13 protein-coding genes are annotated in these 18,625 nt (G+C 47.7%); 5 read left to right on the top strand and 8 right to left on the bottom strand.

Annotation, left to right across the window (positions count from 1 at the left end; genetic code table 11):
- Positions 1-88 precede the first annotated feature (88 nt).
- Positions 89-2,764, bottom strand: coding sequence for a CHAT domain-containing protein (locus IXB50_RS19410; protein WP_215610652.1), 2,676 nt, complete (start codon positions 2,762-2,764; stop codon positions 89-91).
- Positions 2,765-3,032: 268 nt separating this feature from the next.
- Here IXB50_RS19410 and IXB50_RS19405 point away from each other — a divergent pair, with 268 nt between their 5' ends.
- Positions 3,033-5,852, top strand: coding sequence for a two-partner secretion domain-containing protein (locus tag IXB50_RS19405; RefSeq protein ID WP_215610651.1), 2,820 nt, complete (start codon positions 3,033-3,035; stop codon positions 5,850-5,852).
- Here IXB50_RS19405 and IXB50_RS19400 read toward each other — a convergent pair.
- Together IXB50_RS19400 and IXB50_RS19395 are read right to left on the bottom strand one after the other, a co-directional pair.
- Positions 5,849-6,007, bottom strand: a complete 159-nt coding sequence (locus tag IXB50_RS19400; RefSeq protein ID WP_215610650.1) for a hypothetical protein — start codon at positions 6,005-6,007, stop codon at positions 5,849-5,851. The genes IXB50_RS19405 and IXB50_RS19400 overlap by 4 nt on opposite strands.
- 37 nt (positions 6,008-6,044) lie before the next feature.
- A complete protein-coding gene (locus IXB50_RS19395; protein WP_215610649.1) occupies positions 6,045-6,854 on the bottom strand; it encodes a S1C family serine protease in 810 nt (269 codons plus the stop codon).
- Positions 6,855-7,188: 334 nt separating this feature from the next.
- Here IXB50_RS19395 and IXB50_RS19390 point away from each other — a divergent pair, with 334 nt between their 5' ends.
- A complete protein-coding gene (locus IXB50_RS19390) occupies positions 7,189-8,943 on the top strand; it encodes a ShlB/FhaC/HecB family hemolysin secretion/activation protein (RefSeq protein ID WP_215610648.1) in 1,755 nt (584 codons plus the stop codon).
- Positions 8,944-8,954: 11 nt separating this feature from the next.
- On the opposite strand, the gene IXB50_RS19385 is transcribed toward IXB50_RS19390, so the two are convergent.
- From IXB50_RS19385 to IXB50_RS19375, 3 genes are all read right to left on the bottom strand, one after another.
- Positions 8,955-9,638 (bottom strand): HAD family hydrolase, encoded by a 684-nt coding sequence (locus IXB50_RS19385; RefSeq protein WP_215610647.1) that lies wholly within the window; start codon positions 9,636-9,638, stop codon positions 8,955-8,957.
- 260 nt (positions 9,639-9,898) lie between these two features.
- Complete coding sequence (locus IXB50_RS19380; RefSeq protein WP_215610646.1) at positions 9,899-10,174, bottom strand: ArsR/SmtB family transcription factor; 276 nt, start codon at positions 10,172-10,174, stop codon at positions 9,899-9,901.
- Between the two features lie 390 nt (positions 10,175-10,564).
- Positions 10,565-11,299, bottom strand: a complete 735-nt coding sequence (locus tag IXB50_RS19375; RefSeq protein WP_215610645.1) for a 16S rRNA (uracil(1498)-N(3))-methyltransferase — start codon at positions 11,297-11,299, stop codon at positions 10,565-10,567.
- A gap of 920 nt (positions 11,300-12,219) precedes the next feature.
- Between IXB50_RS19375 and IXB50_RS19370 the strand changes: the two genes are divergently transcribed.
- Genes IXB50_RS19370 through IXB50_RS19360 form a run of 3 tightly spaced genes read left to right on the top strand, consistent with a single transcriptional unit; the run spans position 12,220 to position 17,497 of the window.
- A complete protein-coding gene (locus tag IXB50_RS19370; protein ID WP_215610644.1) occupies positions 12,220-12,942 on the top strand; it encodes a peptidylprolyl isomerase in 723 nt (240 codons plus the stop codon).
- A gap of 42 nt (positions 12,943-12,984) precedes the next feature.
- Positions 12,985-15,966, top strand: a complete 2,982-nt coding sequence (locus IXB50_RS19365; protein WP_215610643.1) for a peptidase domain-containing ABC transporter — start codon at positions 12,985-12,987, stop codon at positions 15,964-15,966.
- A gap of 4 nt (positions 15,967-15,970) precedes the next feature.
- Positions 15,971-17,497: an HlyD family efflux transporter periplasmic adaptor subunit gene (locus IXB50_RS19360; protein ID WP_215610642.1), complete on the top strand. Its 1,527-nt coding sequence runs from the start codon at positions 15,971-15,973 to the stop codon at positions 17,495-17,497.
- Positions 17,498-17,627: 130 nt separating this feature from the next.
- On the opposite strand, the gene IXB50_RS19355 is transcribed toward IXB50_RS19360, so the two are convergent.
- Positions 17,628-17,837, bottom strand: a complete 210-nt coding sequence (locus IXB50_RS19355; protein WP_215610641.1) for a hypothetical protein — start codon at positions 17,835-17,837, stop codon at positions 17,628-17,630.
- Positions 17,838-18,066: 229 nt separating this feature from the next.
- Positions 18,067-18,501 (bottom strand): GIY-YIG nuclease family protein, encoded by a 435-nt coding sequence (locus IXB50_RS19350; protein ID WP_215610640.1) that lies wholly within the window; start codon positions 18,499-18,501, stop codon positions 18,067-18,069.
- Positions 18,502-18,625 lie beyond the last annotated feature (124 nt).

Below are 18,625 nucleotides of genomic sequence, written 5' to 3'. Positions count from 1 at the left end.
GATCCCTAATCGCACTAAACTGAAGTTGCGGCGGGGTCGATTAATTTTGTTTCGGCCTTTTTGCTGACAAACTATTGCTGCTTTTAACCTACAGCCAGTTGCCGATGAGGATAAATGGGGCCCAGCGGTAGGGGTGTTGTCGGGTGACGTCTTCTGATTGCAGCATGGTAATTTGGGCTTGTTGTAGGGCTTCTGCTTTGGTTAGGGTGGGATCTTGGAGTTTGGTGTAGAAGGTGTTGATGATGTCAGGGGTGGAGTCGTCGCTGACGGGCCACAGTGTTGCGATCGCACTTCGTACGCCTGCTCGCACAGCCACCCCCGCCAGACCCAGTGTGGATCGATTCCCACCAATGGCCGTTTCACAGGCTGTCAATGTCAGTAGCTCAATCGGTTCTCGGGTAGGATCGTTTACATTACGAATCAGTTCGTCTAGCTTACTAATGGTCAACGTTTCGTTATAAGTATTTGAGCTATCTTTAGCTCCTGCCACCAGGTAGTTGTCCTCTGAGGCAAAGCCAAATGTACCATGGGTGGCCATGTGCAAAATTCGATAGTCTTTGTCTACCAGTGACTGCTGCAAGGCCTCAATGGAGAACGCTTCATTGCGCAATGTCTTGCTATTAGAAAATTGCGCGGACAACAGATCCAGTTCTCTCTCTACAGCGGGTAACGCTCCAAAGGAACGTCCCTGAGAAAGCTCAGGTTGTTTACTAACGCCCAATAACAACGCACTCAGTTCTGTTTTCTCTACTTTTTCAGGTGTGGTCAGGGTCAAACTGGGGGTCGTGGCAACCGCATATTTCTCAATGAGAAACTGTTGGCCATCGTGTAAGGCTGCCATGGGCACACTGCGCAACAGTCCATCATTCACAAAAACTAAGGTTTTGACACCGGCTAAATCAGTCTCAAAGGGTTGAATCAAAAGCTGATAGAGCTGGATCGCTTGTTGTTTATTAAAGCGATAGTCTCGACTACCAAACTCCAGACTCTTACGAAAATCGTTGATTTTGGTTTGGATACGGGTCTGGGTCTCACGCACCCGCACTACTTTACGACTACCATCGGGCAGACTCAAAATCACGGTCACTCCATCATCTGAGAGCGCGGTACTAAACACTCCCGTTGCCGTACTTTGTCCCACCTCATCCGCACGGGTCTGGGCGGGTACAATCACACAATCATTGGCAAAGTAACTTTGGAGTTCTGCCACTTTAAGTGAATCTAGTGTGGTCAGAACTGTCTCTAAATCTTTAAACGCCTGTTTCTCTGTTTCTTGAGTCAGCGCTATCTGTTTGGGAACAGCGGCCAAGTTTAGATCGGCATACTGGCGATAGATCGGCTCGACGGTATCGCGAAAGTCAAACTGCAGGTCGCGGTTGGCACTGAGAATGTCACTGCGAATCTGTTCTAGCAGCGCCACTGCCTGACCATAGGCTTGGCCAGCATCAGCCACCTTTCCCTGGGCTTTATAAATCCGCCCCAGTTGCCATTCCCAGAGATATAGGCTATCCTGAGCGGCTCGATCCTGGTCAGCTGCCAGGCGGGCCTGTTGAGTCTTTTTGAGTGCTGCATGGTATCGACCAGACCGTTCATCCAGGTTACCGAGTTTTCCCAGGGCAAAGGATGTAATCCGGGGGTTGTCCGTGGCGTTACCAATGGCGAGGGCTTGTTCTAGTAAAAGCTGGGCTTGGTTAATCGATGTGGGGGGAGTTGTACCTAGTAGTAGAGGAGATTGTCGTACCTCTAAAGGTTCTAGAAAACTGGCTAGTTTGATTGCGGCAAAGGCCTTGGTCTTTGAGTCTGGCAGTTGTTGAAGTACATCTAATGCCAGCTGATAATCTTGTTGAGCTGCCGCTTTATTCTCTGCCCTCTCATGGGCTGGAATCAGATTTAGCAGTGCATATAGCTGGGTCATTGGGATTTGCTGGGCCACTGCCAAGTCATAACTCTTTTGAAAGTAATCAATAGCCTGGCGGTTAGAGGCCGCCGCTTTGGCGCTCAGAGCCTCTTTATCCGAGGCATTGCGGGCAGCGGCTTCGCCAGCACGACGATAGTTGATCAGGGCTATGTGAGTGGATGTATTGCCCAAGCTATTGAGCAGGGAGGCTTGTAATTCTGGGGTTTCCTGCTGTTGGCTGCGGGTATATCCCTGTTGGAGGTATGCGATCGCAACATCAGTCTGACCACTGGCAAGATAGGCTTCTCCTAAGCTACCCAGGGCTGTGATTTCTCCCAGGGGGTCATTGAGTGCTTGGGCCAGCTGGAGCGCACTACCAGTTTTGCAATCGCCTTCTTCAGGCGCTGTCCCACACAATAGGGTAATGGCCCGTCGATGTTGCCCTAGACGACCATAGGCTTGGGCTTGCTCTGTCAACAGACGACCCAGTTTTTGAGAATTCCCTAATGTCTGGCCTAATGTCTGAATAGTTGCGATCGCTTCATCCCAATAGCTAATTTCGTCTGAGGTCCGCCCCATTTGTTGATGGGCTCGTGCCAAATTTTCACTAACTATGGCTAAAGCGTGTAAATCTTGACTAGCTTTATAGGCTTGATAAGCCGTTTGCCAGGGCTCAAGGGCAGCCAGAAAATTTCCTGCTTGGTAGTAGTCCACCCCTGTTTGCACCAAATGCTGTGCATCCACGGCTTGTGCTACTGGCATCGTTCTTTTTAAGGGATGACCTAGCCACAGGGTCACCCACAGGCTAAGGGCACAGAGAACAATACAGGTCCGACGGACAGATAACCGTAGATGGGGGCGACGCATTGAGGCAACTCCGGGACTAAGAGTCTGGGCTAGTTTGGTAATAGGTTACCAGATGTATTTTAGGCTTGGGTTACGCACTGTTTCAGTCAGTACTGGTGCGATCTTACAGTCACTGTTGAGAGTGTTCAAACTATTGATAATCCTGGCAGCACAGCAAGATCACGGCAATCGAGTAATAATAGTCAAGAGCCATCCGGGATTTATCAACTGGCCGATGGTCGCCTGATCATGAGCCAGGAATGTTCTTGAAGTCACTGGTCATTGATTCATGGGTATAAAACGCCATTGTTACCATGCTTTATTTTTTAGGACTGTCTTAGCGTTTGTGCCGCTAGCTACAGTATTTCTGCAAAGCGATTATGCCAATGCACAACTTATTCCCGATACCACTGTTGACACACAGATAATACCTGTTGATCCAGATACATCTATCATCGGTGGGGGCGCTACAGTTGAGCAGAACCTATTCCACAGTTTTGAGGCGTTTAACATCGCTCCTGACAAACGTGTTTTCTTCTTTAGTCCCACTGACGTTGATCACATCTTTAGTCGGGTTACGGGGGATACCGCCTCACAAATTGATGGCGTACTGGGCACCTTTGGCTCCGATGCAGACTTGTTTTTGATCAATCCTAACGGCGTAGTGTTTGGTCCAGGGGCAAGCTTATCTGTTCTAGGGTCATTTATTGCGACCACTGCTGATGGTGTTCAACTAGGAGAAGGTGGTCAGTTTAGGGCAACAACTCCGACTGCTGATAGCTTACTTGCCGTCAGTCCATCGGCATTTTTCTTTTCTAGCTTGGCCCAGTCTGGCAATATTCAAATTGACCAATCCAGATTATTTGTCCCAGCTGGCGAAGCTCTGGTGCTGCTGGGGGGAAACGTTACCATTAACGATAGCGTACTTATATCTGACGGGGGACGTTTAGAAATGGGAGCCGTCGCCACAGCGGATACAGTTGCATTTTCTCCCGTAGATGGAACTCTATCGATTCCTGACACTGCTCAAAGAGCAGATATTCAAATAACAAACGGTACAGAAGTTAGCTTTGCGAATTTTGCAAGTGACCAAGCAACGTCTATCCGAGTCTATGCCAATAATCTAGACATCAACAATGATGCTTTTTGGGGTACGTCTATTGGCCAAGGTTTAGATTTGGGTGATTTGAAAACCGGCAATATTCAAATTAACGCTACTGGTGATGTCACCTTATCTGATGGAGCTAGCCTGTTCAGTTCCGCTTTGGGGAGAGGACAAAGCGGTGATATTGCAATCACTGCAGAAAATTTATTTGTAATCGACTCGCTAATTTCAAGTCTAATAGTTGGTGAGGGTAAAGGTGGTGATATTGTTATTGACGTCAATGACCAGCTGACAATAGCTGATTCTGACGAATTAGGTAATGAACCTGCCAGTGCGATACAGACAGGTGTAAATTTTGACGGAATTGGAGAATCTGGAAATGTCGTTATCTCCGCCAATAATATAGACATTAACAACGGATTCTTGCTCGCTACGTTTTTGGGCAATGGTCAGTCAGGCGACATAATAATTGATGTCCAAGATCGAATAGGTCTTGTAAATGGTTTCATAAGTAGTGTCACAAGCCCAGATAGCACAAAGAACAAAGGTGGAGATATTATCATCTCTGCTAATATTCTTGAGCTTTTTGAGAATGGTGCCGTGATTACTGATACTGCTGGCATAGGAGATGCTGGCGATATCAAGCTAAATATACGAGAACGTATTGTACTTAGGAGTGGCGAAAGCAGCAGCGAGCTAGGAGGCACTAATATTTCTAGTGAGGTAGGATCCAGCGGTGAAGGGGGTGGGGGGGATATCGAGATTTTCACCACTAGTCTTGAACTACGCAATGCAAGTAAGATTAGTACTGCTACTGGCGGTGTGGGAGATGCCGGTGATATCAAGCTAAATGTTCGAGAAAGTATTGTTATTGGTAGCAATAATGCGGAAGGCGGCCTTATTTCCAGTGGGGTAGCCTCTAGCGGCAAAGGGGATGGGGGGGATATCAAGATTATTGCTACTAGCCTTGAGGTACTCAATGCAGGTCAGATTAATGCTCTCACTAACGGCATGGGAGACGCTGGCAACATTTCCATTGACGCTTCAGATTTTGTTGTTTTTGACGGTGAGCAAGAAATAAACGGTAATATATTTCCTAGCGCTGCCTTTTCTTTCGTAGAAGAGAATGCCCAAGGAAATGGTGGCAATGTGGAGATTTCTACTGGTAGACTAGAGATAACTAGCGGTGCAGGCCTCAGTGTCAGCACATTTTCGAATGGTGAAGCAGGGAATATTCTGATTAATGCAGATGACTCTGTTAGATTGAATAGAGGTAGTATTTTTGCACAATCTCTTTCTAACAGTTCGCCTGGCAACATAAACATAACAGCCGAGCAATTATCCATAGAGAACTTAAGCCTGGTTAGTACAGCGACAGAAGCCTCAGTAGATGGCGGAAACATTAATCTCACACTAGGTAACCTATTGTTACTTCGAGATCGCAGTGATATTCTTACAGAGGCAGGAACATCCGGCGTGGGCGGTAACGGCGGCAACATCAGTATTGTTAGTCCATTTATCGTCGCTATTCCTGCTGAAAACAGCGACATTCAAGCCAATGCCTTTGAAGGAAACGGAGGCCAGGTCAATATTATATCTCAGGGTGTGTTTGGTATTGAACCTCGCCCGACCCTCACCCCACTAAGCGACATTACCGCTAGTTCTAAGCGCGGTGTCAGTGGCATCATCGCAGTCAATGCCCTCAATACCAGCTTTATTCAGGGCAATCTAGCCACGCTGCCAGAGCAATTTATTAATCCCGATAGTTTAATTTCCAACAGCTGTGTTGACCGTAGTCAAACCGAGACTGGCAGGTTTACCATTACTGGAGATAATCTTTCTGAAACTCCAGATGATCGAACAGCGGAACTATACTCCACAGGCACTGTTCAGGCACTGGATACAACAGACAGCACGTTAGCACAGTTTAATGGTGAAATCATTGAGCCATCAGGTATTTATCAAACCCCAGATGGACGACTAGTGATGGGTCGCAGTTGCTAGTCGTGAGTCACAAGGCTAGCCTGACTAGGCATATCTAAAACGTTGTTGTCTGAAGCTCCATTGGCGGTCGCGTCAGGATTTATACTGTGCTGCAAAATCACCAAGCCAAGGGTGACCACAACCGCCGTCAAAAACGTTTCCAGTTTGTTCTCCATAGTCATGGAAAGGCTAAACTCATAAAATTGGCGGTCTCTAATAGTTGTGTGCAACCTGAGCAGCGGGTTGAGAGACTGATGATACTTGCCCAGAGGTTAAGTCGGTGACAAAGGCCATAATCTCATTGGCTGAGATCGCAAAACTCATACCGCTATAACCATTGGCCTGACCAATCACCTCACCATCAGCTGTTTCAACAGTAGCGTTATAAATCCAGGTATTCATACCAATCACCTGCCCCTGATCATTCAATAGAGGTCCCCCAGAATTACCTCCATTAATCGTTGCATTGTGTAAAATCTGGGTTTGATCCGGGGCAACATTACCCACAATGCCAGAGGTCATGGTGTTAGAAAAACCCCGAGGAGCACCAATGGCATAAACAGCCTCTCCAATCCGGGGCATCTCCCCAGTCGCCAATGTGAGCGCTGATAGCTGAAACTCTCCGATTAGCTGTAGTGCTGCCAAATCACGGCCCTGACTATCATAGCCAACCACCATTGCTATGCCCTGGGAACCATCCGCAAATACAACCGCAACAGCCGCCGTTTCGCTATTGATAACATGGGCATTGGTAACAATCAATCCATCAGAGCGAACCACAAATCCACTACCAAAGGTATCTAAGGTATTAAAGTCTTGATCCACCGGATACAGCGTCACCACTGAAGAGATAGTTTGCTCATAGATTTCACTCGCAGGCATCTCTGCCGCCAACAGCTGTCCCTGGGTTAGCCAATGGGATTGGGAAAATTTTGGCAAACTGGGTTCAGCGAGGCCAAAGGCAAAAATAGAGGTAGCGGCAAACAGGCTAGAGCTAGTTAGGCGAAAGAGTGCATTTTTCATGGAGGCTTTTGCGTGTAGTGTGTGGGCAATCGGTTTTTGTTATCCGATTACCTAAACGGTAAAAGCCCCCCACAGATATTTCAGGGATCAAAGCAGTTAAGTCAATATCTCTAATCAGAAAAGATTGATTGCACAAAACTACACTGTTGATTTGATCTGCCATTAGTCATTAAAATCCACAAACTAGCTGCCTGCTCCAGGTTTCCTAAGGGATTTCAGACTTCCATAGCAGAGTAACCTGTCAAAAATAAAGTTTTCCAACAAAATAAATTATCTAAATAGAGTAAATTTAAGAAGCCTAGTATTATTATCGACCGTCAATTCAACCAAAAGAATGCGGATATTCAGGGTTCCTCCTCGCATTTTCGTCACTATCGTCAGCTGTTTTACCATCACTAGCTATAGCGCACCGGTAACCGCCCAGGTAGTTAATATTAATCTGCCTGCCCTACCTGATATTCCTTCTCCCGAAGAACAGGCGCTTCCTTCCCAGGACACGATTCCCGAAGAAGCACCCAGTATTCCAGAGGAAATTCTACCCAGCGAGCCACCCGCTGATGATATTACAGATGTCTTAAACCTGGATGCTTGTCCTCCCCTTGCCAACACCCCAGAGCTATCGTTCCAGGCCCGTGAAATTAATGTGGTGGGTAATACGGTATTGCAGCCTGAAATCGATGAACAGGTTGCCTGTTATCTGGATCAGGAAATTCGTCTGTCTGATTTATTTAACTTGCGATCGCGAATTACCAAACTCTATCTCGAAGCAGGCTACATCACCTCTGGTGCCTTTGTTCCCAATAATCAGGAGTTAACCAACGGTACCGTCCAAATTCAAGTCATTGAAGGAGAAATCGAAGACCTGCAGATCAACGGTCTTACTCGTCTTCGCCAAAGCTATGTGCGCGATCGGTTAGTGCGGGCCATGACTCCCCCTTTTAACCAGCGAGATTTAGAACAGGGATTACAACTTCTCCAAATTGATCCAGCCCTAGAGCGCGTCAACGCTGAACTTACCGCTGGGAATGGACCTGGTAAAAGTCTCCTGATTTTGGATCTGCAAGAAGCCGATACCTTTGGTCTTTCCCTGGGGACAGATAACTATCGCTCCCCCAGTATTGGTTCTGCCGGAGTCAATATCGGTTTAACCGTCCGTCATCCCCTGGGAGTGGGAGATAACCTGACAGCCAGCTACGGTAATACCGACGGTCTAGACCTATACGATGTCAGCTATGCCATCCCGGTCAATGCCAGAGACGGTACACTACGAGTTAGAGCGAGCAACAGTGATAGCCGTATTGTCCAGGATGACTTTCGCGATGTGGGTATTCGCAGTGAGACCACTACATTGTCCGCCGGATTTCGTCAGGCCCTGATACAAACCCCCGCCGAAGAATTTGCCCTCGGGTTAGACTTTGACTGGAAACGCAGCGAGAGTTTTATTCTCGATGATATTCCTTTCTCCTTCTCCTTAGGTCCCGAAGAGGGAAAATCCCAAGTGAGTGCCCTACGCTTTTATCAAGACTGGGTTAAACGCAGTCAGTCAAGGGTTTTAGCCGCAAGGTCTCAGTTCAGCATTGGCTTAGATATCTTTGATGCGACTACCAATGATTCGGGTATTGATGGTCGCTTTTTTAGCTGGCTGGGTCAATTTCAATGGATTGAACAAGTATCACCGCGTTTTTTGGTGCTAACCCGAGTGGGGGCTCAGCTCACCCCCGATGCCCTCCTTCCCATCGAACGCTTTAGCCTTGGCGGGATCGGTACTGTGCGTGGCTATAGTCAAAATCAGCTAGTGACGGACAATACCGTAACTGGGTCAGTCGAGTTTCGAATTCCTGTTACCAAAGATCCCAATAAATTACAGCTAACGCCCTTTCTAGAAGCCGGAGTTGGGTGGAATAATCAAATTCCCGACCCGGATCCATCGTTTATCGCCGGTCTTGGATTGGGGATGCGTTGGGCCATCAACCCTGATCTATCATTGCGCCTGGACTATGGTATTCCCCTGATAGAGGCTGACGATACAGGCGATTCACTCCAGGAGAATGGCCTGTACTTTTTACTTAACTATCAGCCTAGTTTCTAAAAGGGGGTAATTTACGTTTGCCATATAGCCTGCAAATGAATCAGCACATCGCGTAAAGACGAGACTATTTTGAGGGCATGCTGCTGAGCATAGTCTGTCGGTGTTTGTAAATTAGGCACCATAATAGCTTTCATACCAGCAGCAATAGCCGCCTGCACACCAGCATTGGAATCTTCTAAAACTAGACAGTTGGACGGGGTGATATTGAGGGCATGAGCCGCCGTCAAAAATATGTCAGGTGCTGGTTTACCGGCACCTGCCTGATCAACAGTTACAATGGCATCAAATCGTGGCCAAAGCCCCGTACTTTTCAAACTGATCTGAGCTTCATGATCGTTGCTGGATGTACCGACAGCCTTGGGTAGGCCAATCTCATCCAACCAGTCCAAGAGGGGCCACAGCCCTGGTTGGGTAGGTATCCCTTGAGCGACTAAAGCATCCCACCGCGTCGTCCAACCGTCACGAAAACGTTCAAGTGGAAAATCACCCCCTAGCCATTTGAGCAACAATTTTTCGGCCAAATCATTACTACAGCCAACGAGTTGTAGGTAAGCATCAGTATCAAGGAAAGCACCATAACCAAGCTCTACCAGGGTTAAGTGCCAAGCTTCACGGAAAATTACCTCGCTATTTAGCATCAGACCATCCATATCAAAGATAATGGCCCCAGGACGGCTAAATGTATCACTCTCCATAGAAAATTGAGTTAGACACATCAACATTCAGTATAGAATCGTTGTTGATCCCCTATATGATTTCGTAGGATAAATTCCGTTATATAGCCGTTTCAGAGACCCAGTTTATCCTCTAATTTAGCAACGGTAGTATAGACAAAGCCGTACCATCACATATGACGGTACGGCTTATGACTCAAGGAAATCAATTTTGAAGTGCCTGGAATACCAATAGTCTCTTAATCTCTAGCCCTTTTTCGATAGGCAATTAATGCAGTGGGCTAATAGTTAGAGAGGTAGGTTTCCAAGATATTGAACTGTTCAGGGTTGAGGCTATAGTACATCCAACGACCTTGCTGGCGAGCGGTCACAAGACCAGCCTGTTTTAGCGTCTTGAGATGAAAAGAGAGTTTTGACTGAGCAATGCTCAGACGCTCACACATATCGCCAACACAAAACTCTCCTTCGCGTAAAAGCTCTAGCACCTGAATGCGAATTGGTTCTGATAGCGCATGAAATCCTGAAAATACGTAATCCTGATTAGCTGAACTATGCATGGTAATTGATTAATAAACACTAAACCCAATATCCAAATTCAGAAAAATGTGATAGCACTTACCTGAATAATTTGAATTGTTTTCAACCTAGCCAAAGTGAGATCGGCTGGCCATCCGGACAAATACGCGAGATTTGTTGATAGCAACTGTTGTCTCTCAAAACTCTCCTAAGCATAGAAGCCTAATACTTAGATATGAATTGACTCTGACAGTAGATATTTTTGTCTTCACGTAGTCCTTATAAGTTGAATGTTCCATGGTGATCGATTGGTAAATGCAAAGTCCTCTAGCCAAGTGCAGGTAAGCATTCCACCGCCTGAATCTTTATCTTTTCTTTAAATTAATCAAGGTTAGATCGTATGGCCATCCGAACAAATACGCGAAATTTGTTTATAGCAATTGCTCTCTAACTGACGAGATAATCGCCAGTGCGGTAAGCGAAGCTGTTGTTGCACGTAATATCCCTGAACCAAGAGATGTTGCTTGATAACCATGCGCGATCGCATCCGTAATTTCCTCAGGCGTCCAACCCCCTTCTGGACCAATCACCACCTGAATCGATTGCTGAGGAGAATCGCTCAGAAGTGCTTGTACACAAGGTAATAGCCCAGGTGAATTGACCCGAGCCACACAAAAATAGTTCCCTACTTGTATAGACTTGCCACCAGACTTACCGCGAATCCACTGGGTAAATTCTACAGGGGTAGCAATATCAGGGACATAGCCCCGTTCACATTGCTCCGACGCCTCCTGCGCGATACGTTGCCAACGGACTAGCTTTTTAGGGCTGGGTTTGAGCAGCGTCCGTTCACTCAATAGGGGGCGTATATGGGTAACCCCCAATTCTGTTGCTTGACGTACCACCTGATCAAATCCGGTTTTAGGCAACGCTGCTACTAGTTCTAGGGTCACCGGTCGTGGAGGGCGAGTTAGCACAGAGAGAACCTGCGCGCGGCCCAGGACCTCCGTCAGCTGACTTTGCCACTGCTCACCTTGACCATCCTGGGCGATAAACACATCTCCCGGCTTTAACCGTAGGACCCGCTGTAGGTAATGTATCTGTTCATTGGTCAACTGCAGCGTGTCAGCCACCCGCTGGATTGGATCAATAGTAATGCGCTGCATGGATTGTCTTTAGTGCTTTCTGCGCTCTTACTAAAAATACTAGTCCGGATCAGACCTTTAGCCTGGATTATTCCTAACGCATACGCACAACCCTGGCATCTTCAACCAAGGTTTGCCCCTTGGGGTAACAGCATTTTGATCCCAGTACCGGATCCAGGGGCACCGGTCGATGCATGAACTGGAATCCATGGGGTGCTACCACCGCTGAGATGATATCTGCACTTGGGGCAAAACATGTATAGATGTATAGATGCTCAAAATACAAAACCCTGCCCCTGGGGAATATAGCTCTGCTCATAAGATTGGCGATCGCAAAAAGCCTTAAATGCTAGTAGCTACGCACAGTGAAATCTGACTGCTCTATTAATCTGATCCGGAACGACATAATGTATGGAAAAACGACCGGAATCGGCAGCTCTTTTATGAAGAACTAGTTAAATTCCCGAACTCGGCCTGTCCATCCATAGGATTAACTTCATAAATCATCAAAATAAATCCGCCTGTTATGCATCGCCTATGTAGAAAACTTGTTCAGTATGCGAATTTAAACGGGAAAGCTTAATCAATCCTATGTTAGGTAACTCGGTAAAATTATTTTGAACCTATAAAAAATCACAAACATGGCGGTTTTACTCTGAATGACTTGTGCTAAAGGTTAGTCCAGCAGCCACGCTCTGCTCCGATGCCAATCTAAGCCAATTTCAGTTCAGAGTTTTCCATTGTCGATTCAGATTATGAGCTGATCTGTCAGCAGTGCCACGTGCCAGTATCTTTCAGATGCAATCTTAGTTTGGTTCAGCAGTGCCAATGTTCCCTATGAGGAGCAGGTGTTTTTTTGTTCTAACTTTATTCCTAACTATTTATTACTTTCTACGTTTAGGGAAAACGCTACATTACTTAATTCAGTCAGGGTTTTCATAATGGCAGCAGTTTTGAAAATTGGTGATTCGGAGCTTGATATTCGAGCATTGCTAGAGCAGCTACAGCAGCATCAGCTTTTACCCAGGCTGGTGCAAGAAGTCGTTCTAGACCAATCGATCGAATCAGTTGCCTGCGACCCGGAGGAAGCCTACAAAACGTTTTGTCTTCAACGAAATTTGGTTTCCGAGCAGCAGCAACAGGCATGGCAGACTCAGCACAAGCTAACCCAAGAGCAAATGTATATGATGGCTCTACGGGATGCCAAAATTGCAAAATTCAAAGAAGATACCTGGGGCAATCAGGCGGAATCTTACTTTTTAGAACGCAAGATTAAGTTAGACCGAGTGCTTTATTCCCTGATTAGAACCAAAGACCCCAGTCTGGCCCAGGAACTCTATTTTCGTCTCAATGATGACGGGGGGTCATTTGCTGATTTGGCTCGGCGTTATTCAGAAGGTCAGGAAGCCCAAACTGGTGGCCTGATTGGACCTGTAGAGTTAAGTGTTCCCCATCCTATGATTGGAAGGATGCTGTCTGTGAGTCAGCCGGAACAGTTGTGGTCTCCCACACCCATTGGTGAATGGTATGTGATCACTCGTTTAGAAAAGTTTGTACCGGCACAGTTTGATGATTCAATGCGTCAGCGCATGATAGACGAACTATTTAAAACATGGCTCCAGGAAACCACTCAGTCCACAGCGGTCCAACCTCTTTTGCCCTGAAACATACGCCACTTAGAAGCGCATAGTTAACGTGCATAACTTATGACTTATACCGTAAATCCTATACATCAACAGCTGAACGATGTAGAGCCTTTTATCCACCTACCGGCAGAGGCCCTACAAAGTCTGTCTGAGAAAAGTCAGCTGCTACGCTACCGCATGGGGCAGCCAATTTTGAGGCGTGAAACTATGCCTCACCAGGTTGTCCTGATTAAAGAGGGTCAGGTCAGGCTATTGGGATATGATCCCTATACCAAAAATCCCATCACCCTAAAACTGTTGGGGCCTGGGGATATCCTGGGTCTGGCGGGTCCAGCGCGGGGAGTTGCTTGTGAAAGTGCGATCGCATCAACGGAAATTGTGGCGGTGGCCATCCCAGTACAGGCGATCAAGCAGCTGATTTCGAGACACCCTAACTTTGCCAGTGCGATTCAAAATCATTGCTACCTGGCCGAGCTATTTGAAATTATTAGTACGTATTTTGAAAAGCAGGCCCACAATGTTGGCGACATTGCTGAATTAACAGAAACGATTAAGCAATCGGGCATCGTCGTCAAGGAAGTCCCTGCAGGTCAACTCAAGAACAGTGAACTCGATCGTCAGTATCTCTGGTTTATTAGCCGGGGTAATATCGCGTTTCATGAGCAGGGTGCTCAGCTGAGTCCGACGATGGCCTCCACCGAGGTGCTCAGTCAGAGCGGTGCTCGTCTAGTGGGGATTCCCTCGGCTATCATTGCGGCTCAGGTAGAAACTAAAGCTGCAGAAGTCCTCAATGACGATCCCTGGGACAATGACGCTAATCCTGTCGCGGATATTCCCTATGCCGATGCGCTGCCCAAAGACATGGGCATGGATGCAGAGCCCGGCAGCAGTCAAGTAAACTATCCCCACATCCGTGCTCGCGGCGAGGTCGACTCCTTGCTGGCCTGCTTTGAGATGCTGGCCAAGCACTTTGGTATGCCCTTTAAACGGGATGTGGTGCGACGGGTTCTTACCAATCAAAAAGCCCGTTTGGGTCAGGTTTCATTACCCTCTTGTGGCGCTGTTGCTGACATGCTGGGGCTTAAACCTCAGCTAGCCAAGGTCCCAGCCAGTGCCATTGGTAGACTGCCTAAGTTAGCTCTGATCAAGTGGCGTGATAGCTATGCGCTCCTTTATGAGACTTCGGCTAAGCAATGCGTTATCGGCTGCCCCGAAGATAAGGGAATCGTCCGCCACTCAATCGAGGCTTTTGAGGAGATCTGGGGACCTGAGGGTGAAATTCTACTGCTAGAAACCACCGCCCAGACACCTCAGCAACGGTTTGGTCTGTCCTGGTTTGTCCCATCACTGATCAAATATAAGTGGATTTTGGTGGAGGTGCTGGCCGCCTCATTCTTCTATCAGATCTTTGGATTGGCCAATCCCCTGATGATCCAGGTGATTATTGACCGCGTGATTGTGCAGCAAAGTGTCGACACCCTGCATGTACTCGGCATCTTCCTGGTAATTATGGCGGTGTTCGAGGCTATCCTCGGCAGCTTGCGCACCTATCTATTTGTCGATACCACCAACCGGATCGACATGACCCTGGCCTCCCAGACCATCGACCACTTACTGCGGTTACCCCTCAAGTATTTTGACCGCCGCCCCGTGGGTGAACTGTCCAGCCGAGTCAACGAGCTGGAAAACATTCGACAATTCCTGACTGGTACTGCCCTAACCGTGGTACTGGATGCTGTGTTCTCGGTGGTCTACATCGTCGTGATGCTGATTTACAGCGTCAAGCTCACGCTGGTATCCCTGGCCACTATTCCCCTATTTTTGGCACTCACCCTGTTTGTCTCACCGATTGTGCGGCGTCAGCTACGGGCCAAAGCCGAGCAAAATGCCAAGACCCAATCCTTTTTGGTGGAGGCCCTATCGGGTATTCAAACCGTCAAAGCTCAAAATATCGAGCTCAATACCCGTTGGAAGTGGCAAGATCGCTACGGTCGCTACGTAAGCGACGGCTTTAAGACCGTCCTCACCTCCACCACGGCAAGTTCAGCCAGTAATTTCTTAAACAAGCTTTCTGGTTTGCTGGTGCTATGGTTTGGCGCATACCTGGTACTAGAAGGGGAACTCACCCTGGGTGGACTGATTGCCTTTCGCATCATTTCTGGGTATGTCACCCAGCCCCTACTACGCTTGACTCAACTGTGGCAAAACTTCCAAGAGACGGCCTTGTCTTTGGAGCGTCTGGCTGACATCGTCGACCATCCCCAAGAACAGGAAGAAGAGCAGCGTAGCCAAATTCCCATGCCGGATGTGAAAGGCCATGTGCGCTATGAAAATGTGTCCTTCCGCTTTGGCGCATCGGGACCACTCCAGCTATCCAATATCAATGCTGAATTCCCGGTGGGTCAGTTCGTCGGCCTGGTCGGTCTGAGCGGCTCAGGTAAAAGTACCATGATGAAGCTGCTGCCCAGGTTGTATGCACCCAACTCAGGTCGGATTTTGATTGATAACTACGATATCAACAAGGTCGAGCTGTATTCCTTGCGACGGCAGGTGGGGATTGTGCCCCAGGACAGTTTGCTATTTGAGGGCACCATTCAGGAAAATATTTCCTTAACCAATCCCGAGGCCACCACCGACGAGGTGATTGAAGCGGCCAGGATTGCCTGCTGTCACGATTTCATTATGGAAATGCCAGTGGGTTACAACTCTCGGGTGGGTGAGCGGGGCTCATCCCTATCCGGGGGACAGCGCCAGCGAATTGCGATCGCACGCACAATTTTACAAAATCCCCGTCTACTAATCTTGGATGAGGCCACCAGTGCCCTCGACTACGATACCGAAGCTCAGGTATCGATGAACCTGAAGAAATGGGCAAAAAACCGCACAGTATTCTTCATCACTCACCGATTAGGGACCCTGCGTAGCGCCAATACTATCTTGGTAATGGATCAAGGCTCAATTGTCGAAGAAGGTACCCACGAGGAGCTGCTGGCTCTCAAGGGTCGTTACTACTGTCTATATCAGCAACAAGGGAACGGTTAGTCCAATGACATCTCAACAAGTCCAAAATGGCGGTGTCCCGAATGCTCCCAGCGCTCAGGCCCAACCCTTTGATCAGCCAGTTATTCTCAGGCAATCCCCCCTCTGGTCGCGGGCCATTGTGTGGGCCATTCTCGGCGTCACCAGTGTTAGCCTCATCTGGGCATTTCTAGCCAAGGTCGAAGAAACCATTCCCGCCCAAGGAAAATTAGAGCCTGTCGGTGTTGTCCAGCCAGTACAAACCCCCAGTGGCGGCGTCATCGAAAAAATCCATGTCAAAGAAGGTGACCTGGTTAAAAAAGGCGATGTGCTCATCACCTTTAACCAAGAAGCCGCCAAAGTTGAGTTGGAATCTTTACTGCGGATTCGCGAACAGCTCACCAGCCAAAATGAGGTTTATCGAGCCCAAGGTGGCAATGGAGATGCTGCAGCTCCCATCACAAGCGATCTGCAGCAGCGTCTAGAAGAAAAAAGAGTGCTCGAAGATAGCAATCGCATCTATCAGGCCCAAATTGACGGTAATACCGCTGGTCTATCGGCTGAGGCCACTGCCGACGTGAACAGTGCCAGAGGTGAAGCTCAGGAGCGTCAGACTCAAAACCGTGAACAAATTAAAGATCTAAAAGGTCGTCTCAGCCAGGCTCGTGCTGAGTTAAGAAATGCCGAAAATGACCTCGATACCAACCAAGAGATTCTGGATCGTTTGGTTTGGCTAGAAAAGGAAGGTGCCGTTGCAGAACTCAGCAAACTACAACAGGAACAGGAAGTCAGCACCCGGATCACCCGAGTCAGTACCTTAAAAGACGAGATCAGCCGTCTTGATGCCCAAATCAATCAAGCGGAATCGGAAATTAAGCGGGCCGAGTTCGAATTTGAGCGCAGCCGTCGCGACCAAATCCGGAATAATCGTGAGCGCCTTTCATCGATTGAAAGCGATTTGGGCCAGACCGTATTACAGAATGAAACTCAACGCCAAGAAATTGGCAGTCGTATTGCCCAGCTCCAGGAACAGCTAAACTTCCGTGAGCTTACAGCTCCGGTTAGCGGTTCTGTCTTTAACCTAAAAGCCAATCAGCCTGGCTACGCCGCTAACTCCACTGAACCGATTTTAGAAATCGTCCCCCAGGAGAATCTCGTTGCCCGTGTCTTTATTCCCAACAAAGACATTGGTTTTGTGCAGTTGACCGATGACTGCCGAGCCGCTGTGCAAGCTGAGAACCAAGAGGGTATTGCGGCTGAATGCAAGTCAGTGGATGTAAGGATTGATGCGTTTACCTACAGTGAGTACGGTGATATTGATGGCCATTTGGTGAGCATTGGCTCTGATGCCCTACCCCCCGATGAGATTTTTCCGTTCTATCGATTCCCAGCCGAGATTCAATTACAATCCCAGGTCCTAGAATCTAGAGGGGAAACCTACACCATCCGCTCAGGGATGTCCATCAATGCCAATATCAAAACCGAGAAGCGTACGGTTATCTCTTTCTTTACCGATTTGTTCGTCCGCAAAAAGGACAACTTCTTCTCCAAGTAGGAGGACATCTACTGCGTAGAACAGCGAAGGTTCCAAAACAAAAGCTATCCAAGATTGGATAGCTTTTGTTTTGGAAGTTTTATATTTTAGAGTTCAGAAACTTTACATCCTTCCTGCCTTGGAGGAGTAATCACACGTTAGGAGGCTGTTGTGTCTGAACCAATGTCCTCAGTTTATGGGACATCCAGGTCAACGACCAAGTCAAATCCGAATGTCCATAACCTTCTTCGATTCTGATCAGCTTCTCCACATCTAACCAATTGGCAACTAACTGCAGTTGCTCAGGGGTAAGGGATTCTAATAAGGCTTGTTCCGATGGATTAGGCGGTTGATCAATCATATGACTAGATATCAGACACTCCTTACTCTCCTAATGTCTGACAGTTGAGAGCTGAGAGAATTGGTAACTTGGTTGATTCGAATGCCCCCTGCTGCCATGGCCACATCGTAAGTCAGAGCAACTGGAACGTCGTGAGGCTTAGGACCTAATCTAGACCTAATCTCCACAGGACTTTAGTCCTATCAAGGTCATTTGCCAACATGTTGATGAATGTAATGGATGCTGTTGCTCAGCGGAATAGTGCGATCGCAACCGTAATCGCAATCAGCCCCAGCACTAAACTACGACTTAAAATAAATAAAACCAATAAACCAGTAGCCACACCTAAGGCCCTTCGCCACCCATGCACCTGACGCCGCATAGGAACAGGAACCTTTGAGTAATTCCATGGCGGACTGTACTTAGAGATCAATACCTTCTCTAGAGCACGGGCCTGTGCCTTTGGGACAAGCAAATAACGCAGACTCGGACGTCTAAGCTGCTCAGCTTGCAAAAACCTGTGATGGCTCTTCCCACGCCATCTTTGATTTAGGTTGGTCGAAACGCCGATGTAATAGATTTTCCGATACTTAATCACTGCGTACACCCCTGATTTTCGCGGTAGCTGACTACGATCCTCTAGTAATACAGAAGCCCAGCGCCGGGGATGATACGCATTTCTCATGTCATCAGTGGTGATGTAGATATGTTACTAATCCTCTAATTCTATAGTTATAGGAGTTACGCATTGACAAAAGTCCATCAATAGTATCAGGCAAAGGTAGCTTCTGTTGCATGGTCCAGAATAA

Origin of the sequence: Leptothoe spongobia TAU-MAC 1115 (assembly GCF_018739885.1) — a bacterium.
Lineage (GTDB): Bacteria > Cyanobacteriota > Cyanobacteriia > Phormidesmidales > Phormidesmidaceae > Leptothoe > Leptothoe spongobia.
This window is presented reverse-complemented; position numbering and strand designations above follow the sequence as displayed.